Here is a 15,972-nt window from a genome sequence, read left to right on the forward strand (position 1 = left end):
AACATTAGTCACTAACACTCAATTTGTGTCTACGCACTATTTAACACTCATGACAGTAAATGGCAAAGCTTGCCATAATTATTGTAGAGAAACCAAACAAGTAAAACCAATGACAAGTATCAATATTTCTCTACCTGATTCTTTTCAAGCCTTTTTCTGCTGTTCCTGCCGCATCTGTTCAATCTCGGCAAAGATTTCCTCAACAGTGGGATCTCCCAAGATTTGATTTTTATCTCGTGTATAGTCCCCACTGCCCATCTCAAATTGCTGCATAAATCGCGCCATCCCCGCATAACCAAGCGCTTTAGTCAGCGCTTCTATTCCCAATAGTCTAATCTGCGCTGGAGCCAACTGGCTGACATCTATCGTTTTTATACTTGTAACTTTGGGCAGAACATCTGAACTTTCAACTTGTGAAATCCGTCTTTGTTTGATTCGGGCAAAGATTTCTTCAAGGGTGGAATTTCCCAATATTTCATCTCTATCTCGCGTGTAATCACCGCTACCCTTCTCAAATTGATGCATAAATAGCCCCATTCCAGCAGGTCCAAGGGCTTTAGCTAGTGCTTCTATTCCCAGTTGCTCGATTTGGGCTTGAGTCAGCTTACTAACGTCAATCATTAATTACCTCCAGTAGCCACCGCAACGGGTTCTCTACTCTCACTTGTAACACCATTTCACTAAAACTATGATACAAATCATTCTCTTTTCCCCTGCTCCCTGCTCCCTGCCCCCTGCGGTCTATTTGTATCAATCTTAAAGTGAAACGGTATAACATGGCGCTGTGTCTTGCCGCCAAACGTAACATTCTGTCATCAGTGGTTAAGAAAACATCGGCATTTCCAACTTCTGCACAAGCGATATGCAGTGCATCGTAATCTTTAAATCCTAGTTCGGCAAGTTCCAAACCACGACACTCAATTTGTTCGGTAATGTTCACTTTGCTTATTGCTAAAGCTGCCCAAAGCTTCATCTGCCGTTTTCTTGTTTTTTCAGGAGTGTTTTCAAGCTGATCATCAAAGACTTCGCTTCCTAGCAACTGCCGATCGCCTATTTGAAATTTGACTAAAATGCGAAGCACAGCCTCAGCTTCTAAACGAATACGTTCCTGTGTCTGGTCATCGAAAGGACGATTCAAACAACATACATCTAAATAAATTAAAAACTCCATTGGGACATTTTGCTAGGTATGATATTTAATCTGCGCTTACGATCGCACATCTACCCAGTAAAAACCAACTATGACTCAAAACTACCGCATTACTTTACTTCCCGGCGATGGCATTGGACCCGAAATCATGAACGTTGCGGTAGACGTGCTAAAAGTCGTCGGGAAGCAATTTGATTTACAGTTTGAATTTCAACAAGCCCTCATGGGTGGTGCAGCAATTGACGCTACAGGCGAACCTCTGCCAGCTGATACCTTAGAAATGTGTCGCAATAGTGATGCTGTCTTACTCGCCGCTGTTGGTGGTTACAAGTGGGATTCTTTGCCTTCTCATTTGCGCCCAGAAGCGGGTTTACTCGGACTGCGTGCAGGTTTGGGGCTTTTTGCCAATTTGCGCCCTGCGAAGATTATACCGCAGTTAATTGACGCCTCTACGTTGAAAAAAGAAGTTGTGGAAGGCGTGGATATTATGGTGGTGCGCGAACTCACAGGCGGAATTTACTTTGGTAAACCGAAGGGAATTTTTGAAACAGAAACTGGTGAAAAGCGCGGTGTAAATACGATGGTTTACAGCGAATCGGAAATTGAACGCATCGGCAGAGTCGCTTTTGAAGCAGCGCGAAAACGTGGGGGTAAACTATGTTCGGTGGATAAGTCGAATGTATTAGAAGTATCGCAGTTATGGCGCGATCGCATTACTTCACTTTCTCAAGAATATCCCGACATCGAACTATCTCACATGTATGTAGATGCAGCGGCGATGCAATTAGTTCGCGCTCCCAAACAGTTTGATACTATCGTTACAGGCAACTTATTCGGCGATATTCTCTCAGATGCAGCGGCGATGTTAACTGGTAGTATCGGTATGTTACCATCTGCGAGTTTAGGCGCTTCAGGTCCGGGAGTGTTTGAACCTGTACACGGTTCAGCCCCAGATATTGCAGGACAAGATAAAGCAAATCCCCTAGCGCAGGTTTTGAGTGCAGCGATGATGTTACGCTACGGCTTAAATCAAAGTGCAGCGGCTGACAAAATCGAAAAAGCAGTATCGCAAGTTTTAGAAAAAGGCGATCGCACTGGAGATATAATGTCTCCCGGAATGAATCTTTTGGGTTGTCGCTCTATGGGTGAGACGCTCATTCAAGCATTGGAATCAGGGAATGGGTAATAGGTAATGGGCAATGGGCATGGGGCATGGGGCATTGGGCATCGGGCATTGGGCATCGGGCATTGGGCATTGGTAATTTTAACTCCCCCTGCTCCCCCTGCTCCCCCTGCTCCCCCTGCCCCCCACTCCCCCACTCCCCACTCCCCACTCCCCACTCCCCTCAAAGTTGGACAATTTGGCAACTGTTTTTTCAAACTTTCATATAGACTAGATACAAACTTAGAAAGCAAATAAAACAACTAGTGTACGCTTTACGACAAGGGCAAGCGAATTTTAGCAATTCACAAAACCAGCCACCCTTAATCGATCCCTCGGTGATCAGATCGGCTGGACAAATTTACTACACTTACTGCGAGGTACACCCGGAAATAGTTGGACATGCTTCAGGAGTAGCAATTAATCGAGTTACTCTTCGCGGTAAGGTAATTTTTACTAGTCAACCAGTCCTCTTACCGCAAGAATGTTTTGTACCTTTAAATCAGATTGAATCGTACATGTATTAGTCATTAGTCATTGGTCATTAGTCATTGGTCATTAGTCAAGAGTAAATATTGACTGTCTCTCGACAAACGACAAAAAATAAAGCACAAATGACAAAGGACAAATGACTAATGACTATATGGACTTTTTGATACTCGTACCGGCGAGTGTAATTGTTTTCGCTTTGGGTGCATCTATCGGTAGCTTTATCAATGTTGTAGTTTATCGGCTACCTGCTAAGTTGTCGATTCTTTTTCCTCCTTCTCGCTGTCCCCATTGCTTGAGGCAGCTAAAAGCACACGATAACGTTCCTGTGCTGGGTTGGCTGTGGTTAAAAGGGCGTTGTCGTTATTGTAAAAGTAAGATTTCTGTCCGTTATCCAGTGGTAGAAGCGATAACGGGCATAGTATTTTTACTAGTTTTATTTGGATTTAAAGTTTCAATTTTGACAATCGGCTATTGGGCTTTTTGTAGTTGGTTATTAGCGCTATCGCTGATCGACTTTGATACTATGATTCTCCCCAATCAATTAACACAGTCTGGGTTAGTGTTGGGGATTGTGTTTCAAATGATTGTTGGTTTTTTACCAGAAGCTAGCTGGAGTGGATTAATTCATTATTTGATGGGGGGGATAGTCGGAGCTGTATTAGGGTTATGGTTATTTGATGCGATCGCTATATTTGGCTCTATCGCTTTTGGGAAAACAGCGATGGGTGGAGGTGATGCCAAACTAGCAGCGATGATGGGAGCTTGGTTAGGTTGGAAGCTTTTGCTTTTAGCTGGTTTTCTCGCCTGTACCCTCGGAGCCTTAGCAGGTAGCAGTGCAATTATATTATCAAAAAAGAAGTGGGGACAAAAGATGCCTTTTGGTCCGTTTCTCGCTTTAGGAGCTGCGATCGCTCTTTTTGGTGGTGAAGCAATTTTATCTAGCTATATCAGGTTATTTTTCCCCGTTACTTGATGGGGAATGGGGAATTGGGAATGGGGAGTGGGGAGTGGGGAGTTAGGAGTTAAGAGTTAGGAGTTAAGAGTTAGGAGTTAAAAGTCAAAATTTACCTCTGTCCCCCTTGTCTCCCTTGTCTCCCCCTCCCCCCATCTCCCCCTCCCCCCATCTCCCCGACTGTAACCACCATTACGCCATCTGTCTTTTAGCTTTTGGTAATATCAAGTGGTGATTAGGATAATGTTAACAGCGTTTTATCGATTGGCGAGCCTGCAAAGGGTGAGGTAGATGCTGACTCTCAATAACAAAGTAACAAAAATTATTAATTTGGAGGCTTGTACTATAACTCCTTGCCATTGCGTTCGCGTCTATCAAAGAAATGCAAAACTGCTGATAAATTCCCTAAAAAAGGAATAATAGACTTGAATTGGTTTATGTATTTTCGTTAAGCTGGCACCAAAGGCACATGCTCTAAGTCGATTAACGCTTAGAAGATAAATTGGAATAAGTGGTCATGAGTTATTTGTCAATCGTGATTCGTTGTATATTTATTCACAAAGGACAAAATATAAAAGACCACGCAAAGCGGATTGATCTGTTTTGAACTTAGTACACCTTGCATAAGATAAAAATGGCAAACAACGAAGAATCACGCGGTTTAAAGTCTTTGTTAGATTGGTTTGCAAATCGACGTAAATCAGGCTCTATCAGTGTTGAACGCCAAGAGCGGGAAATTGCTGATGGGTTGTGGAATAAATGTCCTAAGTGTGGTGTATTGACATATGCCAAAGACCTGAGGGCGAATCAAATGGTTTGCACTGAATGCGGACATCATAATCGAGTGGATAGCGATGAGCGCATCCGCCAATTGATAGATGCGAATACGTGGAAACCTATAGATGAGAATTTGCGTCCTGCCGATCCTCTGCAATTTCGCGATCGCAAACCATATAGCGATCGCCTGCGAGAAACTCAAGAAAAACTTGGCTTAATCGATGCTGTAAAAACTGGTTTAGGTGAAATCAATAATTTACCCATCGCTCTTGGAGTCATGGACTTCCGATTTATGGGTGGTAGCATGGGTTCTGTCGTCGGTGAAAAACTCACCCGTCTGATTGAGCAAGCGACTCAGCGGCGATATCCTGTAGTTATCATCTGCACCTCTGGTGGCGCAAGAATGCAAGAAGGAATGCTTTCTTTGATGCAGATGGCGAAAATCTCCGCAGCCCTACAACGCCATCAAGATGCACGACTATTGTATATTCCTGTTTTAACCAATCCCACCACAGGCGGCGTTACTGCTAGTTTTGCCATGTTAGGCGATATAATTTTGGCAGAACCAAAAGCAATGATCGGTTTTGCAGGTCGGCGAGTGATTGAGCAAACTTTGCGCGAAAAACTGCCCGATGATTTTCAGACTGCTGAAGATTTGTTAAAACACGGCTTTGTCGATGACATCGTACCTCGTACCCAGTTAAAAAACACTTTAGCGCAGCTGATTTCCTTACACCAGCCAGCACCAACCACCCCTCATATGGTGTTGTGGGAAACTAGATCGTTAAGTTCTACCGCTGTTGAGTAAGACGGGGGAATCGGGAGTAGGGAGTGGGGAGTGGGGAGTGGGGAGTAGGGAGTGGGGGACAAGGAGACAAGGGAGACAAGGGAGACAAGGGAGACAAGGGAGACATTTCTTTCAATTCCCAATTCCCAATTCCCAATGCCCCATGCCCCATTCCCAATTCCCAATTCCCCATTCCCAATTCCCCATGCCCCATTCCCCATTCCCCATTCCCCATTCCCCTAATTAGTGTTTCGGTTCTCGCACAAAGACGAGCGGAATGAAAGCTGCTAGCCGGAATATTACAGAGATAGCGAATAATCCGAGTAAGCCGCCATAAATAGAGAATTGGGCGACGAAGCCGCCTATGGTTGTACCTAAAGCACCACTAACTCCAGCCACCGCAGCAGCGATCGCAAAATAAATTGCTTGATGTCTAGCTGGTGCTATTCCTAGCTGGATGTTGTTATTACACAAGTCAATACCCGCCCAAGTTATGCCGAGAAGGATGTGTAACAACGGCAACCAGACCCAAATATCAAGCGGACTGTTACCAACTAACAGCCACAGCAGCGGTGTAAGTGCTAACACAAGCCCGACGATAAGCAAGATTGGACGATTGCCAATTTTGTCTGCTAACTTGCCCCAGAGAATAAGCATCACTAAAGTTGCCCCTGCCCGCAAGCTACCGTAAATCGCCACCCAACTGACATCTATATCCAGCGTGTCTAACAAGTAATAGTTAAAAAATGGAGCGCCGAGATTAACGGCAAACGCCCATAAGCCGAAATACAACAGAAACATGAAAAAGTTAAAATCCTTGAAGATGCTTTTGCCACTACTCGAATCTTCAGACAAAGCTAAATCACTCTTTATTTCTGTAGTCTCGGTATTCGGCAAATCGCTATCAACCGCTTCAATTGAAAGAGCCTTGTTTTCACTTATTCCATCGGGTAAAGTATTTTGCTGCTGCGGATTAATATCAACCTGAAAGTACTGACACCCCAAACTGATAATTGCCGCCAGAATGCCGACAAACACAACCACGCCATAACCTTGGATTGCGCCACTATACCACTTTGATATAGCTAGACCTGCCAAAGGTACACAAATTAAATTAGTCAGGCTAGCTACACTGTTGCGTAACCCAAAATAGCGCCCGCGCAATCTGCGAGGAACTATCTGAGCCATCCAACTTAGCCAAGATGCACCTCCGAGTCCGTTAGACAGACTACTGACTACAAGAATCCCCAACGTTAAGATAACCAGCTGCTGAGAATTAACTAGTCCCCAGCTGAAGGCTACAATACCAAGTACTAGAATTAGCCACACTAGGCGAGCCGGACCATTAGTCCAAAGGGAATAGCGGAAGCGGCTTGTGATGCGTTCTGAAAGATATGCACCTACTGGCTGAATCAGATTTACCAACATTGGGATTGAGGTAAGCATCCCAATAGCCACAGGACTAGCATGTAACTCGACCAGAAAATTACTAAGTAAAACGCCGGTGGTGGTAATTGTGTAAAACGCAGCGAAAGCACCATCTATAGTTGAAGCTCGCAACGAAGTGCGAATAGCATCTTTAGTAAGTGGTCTTCCGGGTTTGGCGGTAGGAGAAATTGCTGTTTCTTGTCCTGCTACCTTAGTAATTCCTGGAACTAAAGGAGCATCGATATCAAACTCAACAGAATCCATTTACTATCTCGGTGGTTATTATAACTTTCTAATGTATAACTGCATTAATTGCCAGAGCTGGTGAGTATTTTAGTACTCAAATTTAACAGCGCTTAAGCGCTGACTGCGAACTTATCTATTTTATTTAGCCGTGCTGATAATTATTCGTTATTTTAACTTGCATTTCTCAACAAATATATCAATCCCCAGTCAGAGAAGCTATAAGAGAAGTGAAAAGAAACATACGCACGCAAGTAATGATAAGCAACGTGTGGAAATTTTTGCGAGTAGTAGTAGCGATCGCCATTGCCTTCACCATTCTCGCTTGCCAAAAACTACCACTCTTCGCACATAATGCACCAGCACCAGTTATCGTTAAACTCAGCAGCTGGGCAGCTAATCCGGCTGAACAAAAATTGTTAAGACAAGTCTTAAACGACTTTGAATTACAACATCCAGGCATAAAAGTCAAGCATGAAGTCATCAATGACCAATATATGGATGTGATTAAAACTCGCTTTGTCGGCGAAGCTGCACCCGATGTGTTTTATCTGGATGTATTCGAGGCTCCTTTTTTGATGAGTCAGGATGTCTTAGAACCTCTTGACGCTTACATCAAACCAGAATTTGACTTAGCTGACTTTCAAGAGACGCTACTCGACAGCTTCAAATACCAAAATCATATTTATGGTTTGCCTAAAGATTATTCTACACTGGCACTGTTTTATAATAAACAAGCTTTCGCCGCAGCTAATTTGAGCAGTCCTCCGACAACTTGGGATGAACTCCGCAGCGACTCGAAGCTGTTGACAGTCGATCGCAATCGAGACGGCAGAATCGATCAATATGGCTTTGGGGAAATTCCCGAATTAGCGCGTCAAGCTTATAAAATCAAAGCCTTTGGCGGGCAACTTGTGACAGAAAATGGTTATGCTGCTTTTGCCAGTGTTGCAGGTTTACAAGGATTGCAGTTAGCTGTAGACCAGTATCAAAAAGACCGTACCTCCGCACAAAAATCTGATGTGGGGACAAACTCAGGTAGTGAAATGTTCGGTCAAGGTAAGGCAGCGATGGTGATTGAGGGTAATTGGGCAATTCCCTATCTTACAGAAACCTTTCCCAAGCTGGAATTTGCTACCGCAGAAGTGCCGACAATGAATGAAAAAAAAGGCACTATGGTATTTACTGTGGCTTATGTGATGAACAAACAAGCGAAGCACAAAGCAGAAGCTTGGAAGTTGATGTCTTATCTGACAGGCAAACAAGGTATGCAGAAGTGGACAGCAACCGGGTTTGCACTACCGACGCGCAAATCAGTGGCAGAGAAATTAGGTTATGAAAAAGACTTAATGCGATCGGCGCTTCGCCGCAGCGCTTCGCTATCGCCATTCGTTACAGGCGTTGATTATGCCATACCCTGGCAAGCGGGTAAATATCCAGCAGTGATTATGAACAACTTTGACAACCAATTTGTCAGCGCAATGCTGGGACAACAACCATTAAAACAGGCAATGGTGCGATCGCAAGCAGAAGCCAACAAGCAAATTCAAGCGATGGAGTGAGAAAGCAGTAGTGAGGACTTTAGTCCTCTTCAATTCTGAAATCAGGACTAAAGTCCTAACTACGAAAAAGTTTTATTGTCGTGACCACAGCATAAACAATCGTTATGAAAAAGCAAGCTGTCGTAACCACAGGATAAACTTTCGTTATAAATGCATAAGTTGTCGTTACCACAGCGACTCGCTTTGTTACCACCGCATAAAATTAATTAAGATTGCTTGCTAGGTAGATTATCAGGATCGATGCCAAGCGATCGCAAATAATCTGCTAATTGTTCTGCACGCGATCGCTCTTGTTCTGCACGCGATCGCTCTTGTTGAGCAAGTTCAACTGCGGTTAAATAGCGATCGCCCCGCTGATTATACCAAGACAATAGCTCCTGGGGAATACCAGCTACAACACCTTGATATCGTCCAATTCCCAAACCGACTTCAGGCATCCAGCAAGGTTCACCTATCTGCAATTGATAGTTACCATCAACCAACTTATACACTTCAAACGGTTGATGTTGGTCGCGTCGCCAAAATTCCGGGTTGTAAATCACATAGTACAATACACCCAATCGAGTGTAGATAGCCATCTTCTCGTCATATTCACCACCTGGGGAATGAGACACCATCTCTAACGTGAGGATGGGAACTACCTGATTTTCTTCCCAAACTGCGTAACTTTTGCGCGATTTACCGTTTTTTTTGCGTTCAACTCCCAAACTTAAAAAGCCATCTGGCACTACAGGTACTCTTGGATTAATCCCCGTAGTGTGATATACTGCCATATCGACACCGAAGAACCAATCCATCCGCGAAGCCCAAATTGACTGAAGTAAAAACAGTAAGACATTCGGTAGAAAATTTTGGTCTTCGTTATCCACAGGTATATCGTCTGAACAAGGCAACTCGTCAGTACTTGGTAACGCATTTTTGAGATCAAGTGACATAACCGTTGTCTCGATGGCGTTGAATTTTTTAATTATAGATGAGCGTGGCTCTTAAAGCAGGCAATGGTGCGATACCTTCTCAAGCTCGGAGACGCTCCGCGAACGGTAAGCTCCGAAGATCGCAACCGTCCACCGATGAAAGCATTCTTAAGCGATCGAGTCAAACATAAAAAATTGACAAGTCAATCAAAGGATTGTTTATTGCGACAATACCTTACACCTTGTAAATTTTATAGTCATACCATGTCCGGGTAATTAGTTATGATTCCCATAGTTAAGAAGCACCCCTCCCCTTAATCCCCTCCCCGCTTGCGGGGAGGGGAGACAAAGCGTAGCTTTGGCGGGGTGGGGTTCTCCGGGCGATCGTAAGTAATCAAACGGACATGATATCATAGCGTATTTTTTAGCTTGAAAATCTTCAATAGCGACAATCGATACAATTCACTCAGATTAAGACATTTCTGGAATTGCCTAGATGTGAAAATTAGGCTTTTTGTAAAACTCAATATTCTTTAGGGTTGAAGGTTTGAAATGATATTCAATTCACTTAAGGTGTGGCTTTTTCCACTAGCCCTCACCCTAGTTGGTGTTTGCTCAAATGCAGCCAGAGCAACAGCACAAACCATTTATCCATTAAGTAGCGATTATCGCACAACTGTTAACATTACACCCATTGCTGGTGACATTTCCCAGGTATTTGAGGTAGGTGTGAGTGATGATGCCCCTTATGGTTTGGAACTATACAAGGGTCTAACATACTCCGTGCTTGACAGCAAAGGAAATCTCACCTTTAACAACAATCCAGAGGCATTCGGTGTACAAGGCTACCCATTAGGCTACATCCAATTCGGCGACGGCACGAATAAGTTATTTGGAACCAGTGATGCCAGCGCTGCTGTTAACTTTGACAACCTGACAGCTAAAGGTTCTGGTCTTGTATATATCACTGGTGGTGAGGGCATATTCAAAAACGCTACAGCCACATTATTATTCTCGGAAGATGATATAGTTAATCTCGGATCAACTATTACCTTAAATGGTCTGGCAAAGGTAAGTGGTTCTATTAAAGTTTCTCAAAAAGTTCCGGAACCAACAACTACTACGGCGGTAATTGGCATGGGCTTGATTGGAGTCGCTTTTCTGCGGCGTCGATCGCGTCTTCAATCAACAAGCTGAAACTTGATGTTTAGTTAAAAGAATGTGATTAAAGTCCGCCAAAGCGGACTTTATTTGTTTCTTCTCTTGTTAGTGGAAAACAGATATTTACCGCTTGCGCTTTAGCAACGAACCAACTCCCAAAGCAGCAAACGCGAGTAGCGGAAGTGCAGAACTTGGTTCGGGGACTTTTGCGTTATTGTCAATTCGCAAAACTTGACCAACACCAGGGCGATCGCCTTTACTTGAAACATAAATCGCACCATCCAAACCAACAGTTAAAGCTGTAGCCGATTCTAATCCATTACCACTAAGCAGCGTTGTCCGAGTCCCATCAGGGGCTATTTTAATTACAGAAGCATCAGAAATACCTTTCCACTGCGGTTCATTGCCATATTGTAAAGCGTACAAATTACCCTTAGCATCAAAAGCCAAATCACCGAGTTGCGTAAAACCGTCAGCGTAAACTGTTGTTTCACCATTCGCTGCAACTCTAAAAATCCGCGCTTTACCTTGTGGGAAAGGAAAACCCGTGAACTCGCTAACATATAAAGCGTCATCAGCACCAAAAACAACACCTGTAGGTACTGATTGAATTTCCACCTCATTTGGTGTTTGTCCCGGTGGTGGTGCATCAGGGGGTGACACTTGTCCCGGTTCCGGAGTTGGGAAAATCGGATTAGTTATAACTTGCTTGGGAAGCACAGTAAATGACTTCAAATTACTGCCATCAAGTCCGACAGTTAAAATATTGTTTGCAGCCGCATCGACAATATAAGCAGTATTGCCCTTAATTGTAAAAGCATAGGGATTGCTAGCTATTTCACCGCTAACATCAAGCACAGCTTCTCCATCAGCATTATTAGCGAGTTCATATTTCGCTAAATCAGCAATACTTGTTAAAGAACCTGTATTGAAATCTACTTTATAAAGCTGTCCCCAACTGGGAGAATTGCCTTGAAAATCGTTGATAGTTGGATTCCCACCATATCCGATGAGAAGATAAGCATTTCCAGCTGCATCAAATTGTATATCTTGAGGACCTTCACCCGTAGCACCGCTGGGTCTTAATGCTATTGAAGGCAACCCTGTAAGTATACGCTCTTGCTTGCCGTCTTTAACTCTGGTGACAGCACCACTTGTACCAACACATGAATCAAGACCTTCCAAAGAAGGTCCGGGGATGCAGCGTCCATCCCCTCCCACACCTGCTTCTGTAATATATAAACTACCATCAGGACTAAAGCTCAGACCGCGTACATTGTCAAGACCATCAGCAACTACTTTAAAAGAAGCAGCTTCTACTGGTTTGGTTTGAGAAACAACGGCAAGAAATAAACTTATAGCTGTCAGGCTAAGAGTTGATTTAGTTTGAAAAGATAAAGGCATGTTGAGCAGCTCTAGTTTGCCAAAAGCTTACGAAATTTGCTATTGCGATCGCAATGAATATTCCTTTGATTAACTTGATATTTCTTTGACTTTTGTCAATGTCTCAAGCTTATGAGAAACTGAATTTATCTATTTCTGTAGAATATGCATATCATTTGCAGCGTTTGCGCTTGCAGAATGAACCAACTCCTACACCAAGCGCGATTACCGCTAACGCAGAACTTGGTTCGGGGACTTTTGCGCTATTGTCAACTCGCAAAACTTGACCAACACCAGGGCGATCGCCTTTACTTGAAACATAAATCGCACCATCGGGACCTATAGTTAAAGCAGTAGCTGATTCTAATCCATTACCACTAAGCAGCGTTGTCCGAGTCCCATCAGGGGCTATTTGAATCAGCGAACCATCGAGATTTCCCTTATAAAATGCTTGATTAGCAAATTGTAAGGCATACAAATTGCCTTTACTATCGAAAGTCAAATCAGTAAGTTGCGTAAAGCCATCAGCGTAGACTGTTGCTTTACCATCTTCTCCCACACGAAAGATATTTGCTTTACCTTCTGGGATGGGAACACCTGTTAATTGGCTGATATATAAAGCTTTATCCGGACCAATTGCCACACCTGTGGGTACTGCTTGATATTTAATCTCCTGCGTGGGAGTAGTTATAGTTTGATCGGGAAACTCAACAAGCGTCTTTAAATTACTGCCATCAAGTTTTACACTTAAAACCTCGTTCCTATTTGCATTTGCAATATAAGCTGTATCACCCTCAATTGTAAAAGAGTAGGGATTGCTACCCACATAGCCATTAGGTAAAAGCACGGTGGGATCTTTGGCGAATTCATAGCTGGAAATATCGGCAATACTTGTCAAAGCACTTGTGTTAAAGTCAACTTTATATAGCTCTCCAAAATTCGGAGAATTCAAGGGTGTATTGTTGGAATTTGGATCGCCAGAAAGACCAATTAGAAGGTAAGGATTTCCAGCTGCATCAAATTCAATGTCATTAGCGCCAATTCCCTGACCGCCAGTGGGTGATATTGCCCAAGACGGCAAATTTGTAATAACACGTTCTTGCTTACCGTCCTTAATTCTCGTTACAGCACCACTTGCACCAACACAAGCTTGCTGGTCTGGGAAAGTAAATGATGCACTACATAGTTGATCTCCCCCTACACCCGCTTCTGTGACGTAGAGACTACCATCAGGACCGAAACTAAGACCGCGTACATTATCAAGACCGTTGGCAACCACACTAAATGATGCAGCTTTTACTGGTTTAATTTCCGAAACAATAGCAAAACCAACAGTTAGAAATGTAAAGGGTATTGCGAAGAAAGAAAATAAAGTTAAACGCACTATAGCACCTGGGTGTGAGTGTTAGAAAAATAGAGTAGAGTTTCTCTACGCTTTCGCCAAAAGCCTATAAGGTTTTCATAGGCGATCGCAATGAATAATCTTTCGATTAAGTTGATATTTATTTGACTGTTATTTTTGTCAAGTCTGCCTTTTACTTGAAAAACTAAGTTGATATATAAGCAGTTTGGATTTGATTTAAAACAATGCCAACACGATAAATTTAATTTGCAGTAAGAAGATTTGTTTTTTAAACTTGACGTTTCTACCCAAAAGCATCAAGTTTGGAGTTCTGAACATCACGTTTCGAGTTCGGAACACGAAGTTTCACCTTCTGAAGCTCAAGTTTCGAGTTCGGAACATCAAGTTTCACCTTCTGAAGCTCAAGTTTCGAGTTCGGAACATCAAGTTTCACCTTCTGAAGCTCAAGTTTCGAGTTCCGAACACGAAGTTTCACCTTCTGAAGCTCAAAAGCATAAAAAAATTTCGTTTACGCCAAGTAGTAAGCGCTTCAGCGCTTATATTAACGCACTAAAGTGCGTACTACGTCCGCGCAGGAGTACGATAAATAATCTTCTTTGGTGCTGAATTAGGCGGAGGTTAGATTTGTGTTGGAAATCGAAAGACGACAAAGGCAACCCAGGTTAAACATCACAGAAAACTTGGCTGGATACCTGTTTATCACGCCAACCATTCTGGTGATGGGGACTTTTGTTGTCTTACCCATCCTCTACGCTGTGTTTCTTTCTCTACAAAAAGTCCAACTGTTAGGGGGGATAAAGTATCAATTCATCGGTTTTCGCAACTTCACGCGACTCGTTGAAGATGAAAGGGTGTGGATTGCTCTTGGGAACACAGTGCAATATGTAGTTATTGTAGTGCCAACTCAAACAATCCTCGCTTTAATTCTGGCAGTAACACTTAATTCTGGCATTCGCGGCAAAAACTGGTGGCGAATTCTTTACTTTTTGCCGACAGTCACATCTTCAGCGGTTTTGACGCTGATTTTTATGTGGATTTATAACACCGATGGGCTGCTGAATGATTTTCTCGCTTTTGCGGGACTGCCAACTTATAACTGGTTGGGCGATCCAGCAGTAGCGCTCAAAGGTATTATGCTGATGAATATTTGGTCAACTGCGCCGTTTTACATGGTAATCTACCTAGCAGCGTTGCAGGATATACCGCAAACTCTTTACGAAGCCGCAGAGTTAGATGGAGCAAATCAATGGCAGAAGTTTATCCGGATTACCGTTCCCATACTTAAGCCTGTAACCTTCTTTGTGATGGCTGTAGGAGTGATTGGCACATTTCAACTGTTTGACCAATCTTATATCTTCTCTAATGGCAATGGTGGACCAAATAACGCCACTCTGACGATAGTTTTATTAATATACCAAGCTGTTTTTCGCAACTTACAGATGGGATATGCAGCAGCGATCGCCTTTTTGTTAGCAGCTGTCATCATCACCACTACTTTAATACAACGCCGCTTCTTTGGAGGTGAAAAAATTTGACTAGTATTTCTCGCACTCCTTGGTTAAAAGGACTGCTATACCTCGTGCTGACGCTATATGCTGTCATCACCCTGATTCCTTTTGTGTGGGCGCTTTCTGCTTCATTCAAGCCCCTATCAGAAATCGTCAGCGGTGAATCTAATTTCCTACCACACAATTTTACTCTTGACAACTACAAACAAATCTTTCTTCAAGAACCGTTATTTTTCCGCTGGCTATTTAATAGTGTGTTTATTGCCGCGTGCGTGACGATTTTAAACTTGCTGTTTAACTCGATGGCAGGTTATGCTTTAGCGCGGTTACGCTTTCAGGGAAAGCGCTTCTGGTTTATTTTGATTTTGGCAGTGCTAGCAGTGCCGGCACAAGTCACGCTGATTCCGACATTTTTGATTTTAAAGGCGATCGGCTGGCTGAATTCTTACCAAGGCATGATTGTCCCCAGCATAGTCAATGCTACCTTCATCTTCATGATGCGGCAGTTTTTCATTAATTTTCCTAAAGAATTAGAAGAAGCAGCGCAACTAGATGGTTTAACACCCTTTGGAATTTTCCGTTACATAGTTCTACCTTTAGCAAAACCTGCACTCGCAGCACAAGCAGTTTTTGTCTTCATGGGTAGTTGGAATAATTTCTTGTTGCCTGTAGTGATTTTGTTTGACCCAGAAATGTTTACCCTACCCTTAGGACTGAACACCTTTAAAGGGCAATATATCAGCTATTGGAACTACATTATGGCAGCTTCTATGGTGTTCACCCTGCCAGCTTTAAGTATTTATGCCTTTTTCAACCGCTACTTTATTCAAAGCGTAACTTTTACAGGTGGCAAGGGTTAGGGAGATGGGGGGAGGGGGGGAGGGGGAGACTCCTTGGAGACAAGGGGACAAGGAGACTCCTTGGAGACAAGGGGACGAGGGAGACTCCTTGGAGACAAGGAAGAAAGAATTTGCCTCCCCTGCTCCCCCTGCTCCCCCTGCTCCCCCTACTCCCCCTGCTCCCCCTGCTCCCCCTGCTCCCCCATCCCCCCATCCCCCCATCTGGCGATAAAAGCGATCGCTTGTGCTTT

18 protein-coding genes are annotated in these 15,972 nt (G+C 43.4%); 11 read left to right on the plus strand and 7 right to left on the minus strand.

The window, feature by feature from the left end:
* Window positions 1-144: 144 nt before the first annotated feature.
* Window positions 145-621, minus strand: a complete 477-nt coding sequence (locus PI95_RS36410; RefSeq protein WP_236117280.1) for a hypothetical protein — start codon at window positions 619-621, stop codon at window positions 145-147.
* Window positions 614-1,171 (minus strand): PIN domain-containing protein, encoded by a 558-nt coding sequence (locus tag PI95_RS31455; RefSeq protein WP_039747448.1) that lies wholly within the window; start codon window positions 1,169-1,171, stop codon window positions 614-616. Before PI95_RS31455 ends, PI95_RS36410 begins: the two co-directional genes overlap by 8 nt.
* Window positions 1,172-1,241: 70 nt before the next feature.
* Between PI95_RS31455 and leuB the strand changes: the two genes are divergently transcribed.
* The 5 genes from leuB (at window position 1,242) to accD (ending at window position 5,341) form a co-directional block, all read left to right on the plus strand.
* Window positions 1,242-2,336 (plus strand): 3-isopropylmalate dehydrogenase, encoded by a 1,095-nt coding sequence (gene leuB / locus PI95_RS31460; RefSeq protein ID WP_039747449.1) that lies wholly within the window; start codon window positions 1,242-1,244, stop codon window positions 2,334-2,336.
* Between the two features lie 6 nt (window positions 2,337-2,342).
* Window positions 2,343-2,570 carry a hypothetical protein gene (locus tag PI95_RS31465; RefSeq protein WP_163519367.1) on the plus strand — a complete coding sequence of 76 codons (228 nt, stop codon included), beginning with the start codon at window positions 2,343-2,345 and terminating at the stop codon, window positions 2,568-2,570.
* Window positions 2,571-2,578: 8 nt separating this feature from the next.
* The gene (locus PI95_RS36415) at window positions 2,579-2,839 is read left to right on the plus strand and encodes a hypothetical protein (RefSeq protein ID WP_039747450.1); all 261 of its coding nucleotides are present in this window, start codon (window positions 2,579-2,581) and stop codon (window positions 2,837-2,839) included.
* A gap of 116 nt (window positions 2,840-2,955) precedes the next feature.
* The gene (locus PI95_RS31475) at window positions 2,956-3,777 is read left to right on the plus strand and encodes a prepilin peptidase (RefSeq protein ID WP_039747451.1); all 822 of its coding nucleotides are present in this window, start codon (window positions 2,956-2,958) and stop codon (window positions 3,775-3,777) included.
* Between the two features lie 613 nt (window positions 3,778-4,390).
* On the plus strand, window positions 4,391-5,341 hold the full coding sequence (accD, locus tag PI95_RS31480) for an acetyl-CoA carboxylase, carboxyltransferase subunit beta (protein ID WP_039747452.1): 951 nt from the start codon (window positions 4,391-4,393) through the stop codon (window positions 5,339-5,341).
* Here the strand turns inward: accD and PI95_RS31485 are convergent.
* Window positions 5,325-5,555: a hypothetical protein gene (locus PI95_RS31485; protein WP_163519368.1), complete on the minus strand. Its 231-nt coding sequence runs from the start codon at window positions 5,553-5,555 to the stop codon at window positions 5,325-5,327. The two genes, accD and PI95_RS31485, sit on opposite strands and share 17 nt — an antisense overlap.
* An 8-nt stretch (window positions 5,556-5,563) precedes the next feature.
* Window positions 5,564-7,012 (minus strand): MFS transporter, encoded by a 1,449-nt coding sequence (locus PI95_RS31490; protein WP_039747454.1) that lies wholly within the window; start codon window positions 7,010-7,012, stop codon window positions 5,564-5,566.
* Between the two features lie 236 nt (window positions 7,013-7,248).
* Here PI95_RS31490 and PI95_RS31495 point away from each other — a divergent pair, with 236 nt between their 5' ends.
* The gene (locus PI95_RS31495; RefSeq protein ID WP_039747455.1) at window positions 7,249-8,553 is read left to right on the plus strand and encodes an ABC transporter substrate-binding protein; all 1,305 of its coding nucleotides are present in this window, start codon (window positions 7,249-7,251) and stop codon (window positions 8,551-8,553) included.
* A 206-nt stretch (window positions 8,554-8,759) separates the two neighbouring features.
* Here the strand turns inward: PI95_RS31495 and PI95_RS31500 are convergent, their stop codons facing one another.
* A complete protein-coding gene (locus tag PI95_RS31500) occupies window positions 8,760-9,488 on the minus strand; it encodes a Uma2 family endonuclease (RefSeq protein WP_039747456.1) in 729 nt (242 codons plus the stop codon).
* A gap of 531 nt (window positions 9,489-10,019) precedes the next feature.
* On the opposite strand from PI95_RS31500, the gene PI95_RS31505 reads away from it, so the two are divergent.
* Window positions 10,020-10,664 carry a PEP-CTERM sorting domain-containing protein gene (locus tag PI95_RS31505; RefSeq protein WP_039747457.1) on the plus strand — a complete coding sequence of 215 codons (645 nt, stop codon included), beginning with the start codon at window positions 10,020-10,022 and terminating at the stop codon, window positions 10,662-10,664.
* An 87-nt stretch (window positions 10,665-10,751) separates the two neighbouring features.
* Here PI95_RS31505 and PI95_RS31510 read toward each other — a convergent pair whose 3' ends face one another.
* Both PI95_RS31510 and PI95_RS31515 read right to left on the minus strand, forming a co-directional pair.
* Window positions 10,752-12,032, minus strand: a complete 1,281-nt coding sequence (locus PI95_RS31510) for a ScyD/ScyE family protein (RefSeq protein WP_039747458.1) — start codon at window positions 12,030-12,032, stop codon at window positions 10,752-10,754.
* Between the two features lie 151 nt (window positions 12,033-12,183).
* The gene (locus PI95_RS31515; RefSeq protein WP_052325203.1) at window positions 12,184-13,395 is read right to left on the minus strand and encodes a ScyD/ScyE family protein; all 1,212 of its coding nucleotides are present in this window, start codon (window positions 13,393-13,395) and stop codon (window positions 12,184-12,186) included.
* Between the two features lie 240 nt (window positions 13,396-13,635).
* Here PI95_RS31515 and PI95_RS31520 point away from each other — a divergent pair, with 240 nt between their 5' ends.
* From PI95_RS31520 to PI95_RS35410, 4 genes are read left to right on the plus strand one after another with little or no spacing between them, the layout of a single operon-like run.
* Window positions 13,636-13,980, plus strand: a complete 345-nt coding sequence (locus PI95_RS31520) for a hypothetical protein (protein ID WP_163519366.1) — start codon at window positions 13,636-13,638, stop codon at window positions 13,978-13,980.
* 20 nt (window positions 13,981-14,000) lie between these two features.
* Entirely contained in the window at window positions 14,001-14,909 is a 909-nt protein-coding gene (locus tag PI95_RS31525) for an ABC transporter permease subunit (protein WP_039747459.1), read from the plus strand.
* Window positions 14,906-15,742 carry a carbohydrate ABC transporter permease gene (locus PI95_RS31530; protein ID WP_039747460.1) on the plus strand — a complete coding sequence of 279 codons (837 nt, stop codon included), beginning with the start codon at window positions 14,906-14,908 and terminating at the stop codon, window positions 15,740-15,742. Before PI95_RS31525 ends, PI95_RS31530 begins: the two co-directional genes overlap by 4 nt.
* A gap of 4 nt (window positions 15,743-15,746) precedes the next feature.
* Window positions 15,747-15,953 (plus strand): hypothetical protein, encoded by a 207-nt coding sequence (locus tag PI95_RS35410; protein ID WP_201280686.1) that lies wholly within the window; start codon window positions 15,747-15,749, stop codon window positions 15,951-15,953.
* The last annotated feature ends 19 nt before the right edge of the window (window positions 15,954-15,972 follow it).

Source organism: Hassallia byssoidea VB512170, from assembly GCF_000817785.2.
Lineage (GTDB): Bacteria > Cyanobacteriota > Cyanobacteriia > Cyanobacteriales > Nostocaceae > Hassallia > Hassallia carrinoi.

Bases quoted from the DNA above. Each gene is read 5' to 3' on its own strand.
- PI95_RS36410 (WP_236117280.1), bottom strand. From the start codon at position 621: ATGATTGACGTTAGTAAGCTGACTCAAGCCCAAATCGAGCAACTGGGA.
- PI95_RS31455 (WP_039747448.1), bottom strand. From the start codon at position 1,171: ATGGAGTTTTTAATTTATTTAGATGTATGTTGTTTGAATCGTCCTTTC.
- leuB (WP_039747449.1), top strand. From the start codon at position 1,242: ATGACTCAAAACTACCGCATTACTTTACTTCCCGGCGATGGCATTGGA.
- PI95_RS31465 (WP_163519367.1), top strand. From the start codon at position 2,343: ATGGGCAATGGGCATGGGGCATGGGGCATTGGGCATCGGGCATTGGGC.
- PI95_RS31475 (WP_039747451.1), top strand. From the start codon at position 2,956: ATGGACTTTTTGATACTCGTACCGGCGAGTGTAATTGTTTTCGCTTTG.
- accD (WP_039747452.1), top strand. From the start codon at position 4,391: ATGGCAAACAACGAAGAATCACGCGGTTTAAAGTCTTTGTTAGATTGG.
- PI95_RS31485 (WP_163519368.1), bottom strand. From the start codon at position 5,555: ATGGGGAATGGGGAATGGGGAATGGGGCATGGGGAATTGGGAATGGGG.
- PI95_RS31490 (WP_039747454.1), bottom strand. From the start codon at position 7,012: ATGGATTCTGTTGAGTTTGATATCGATGCTCCTTTAGTTCCAGGAATT.
- PI95_RS31495 (WP_039747455.1), top strand. From the start codon at position 7,249: ATGATAAGCAACGTGTGGAAATTTTTGCGAGTAGTAGTAGCGATCGCC.
- PI95_RS31500 (WP_039747456.1), bottom strand. From the start codon at position 9,488: ATGTCACTTGATCTCAAAAATGCGTTACCAAGTACTGACGAGTTGCCT.
- PI95_RS31505 (WP_039747457.1), top strand. From the start codon at position 10,020: ATGATATTCAATTCACTTAAGGTGTGGCTTTTTCCACTAGCCCTCACC.
- PI95_RS31510 (WP_039747458.1), bottom strand. From the start codon at position 12,032: ATGCCTTTATCTTTTCAAACTAAATCAACTCTTAGCCTGACAGCTATA.
- PI95_RS35410 (WP_201280686.1), top strand. From the start codon at position 15,747: ATGGGGGGAGGGGGGGAGGGGGAGACTCCTTGGAGACAAGGGGACAAG.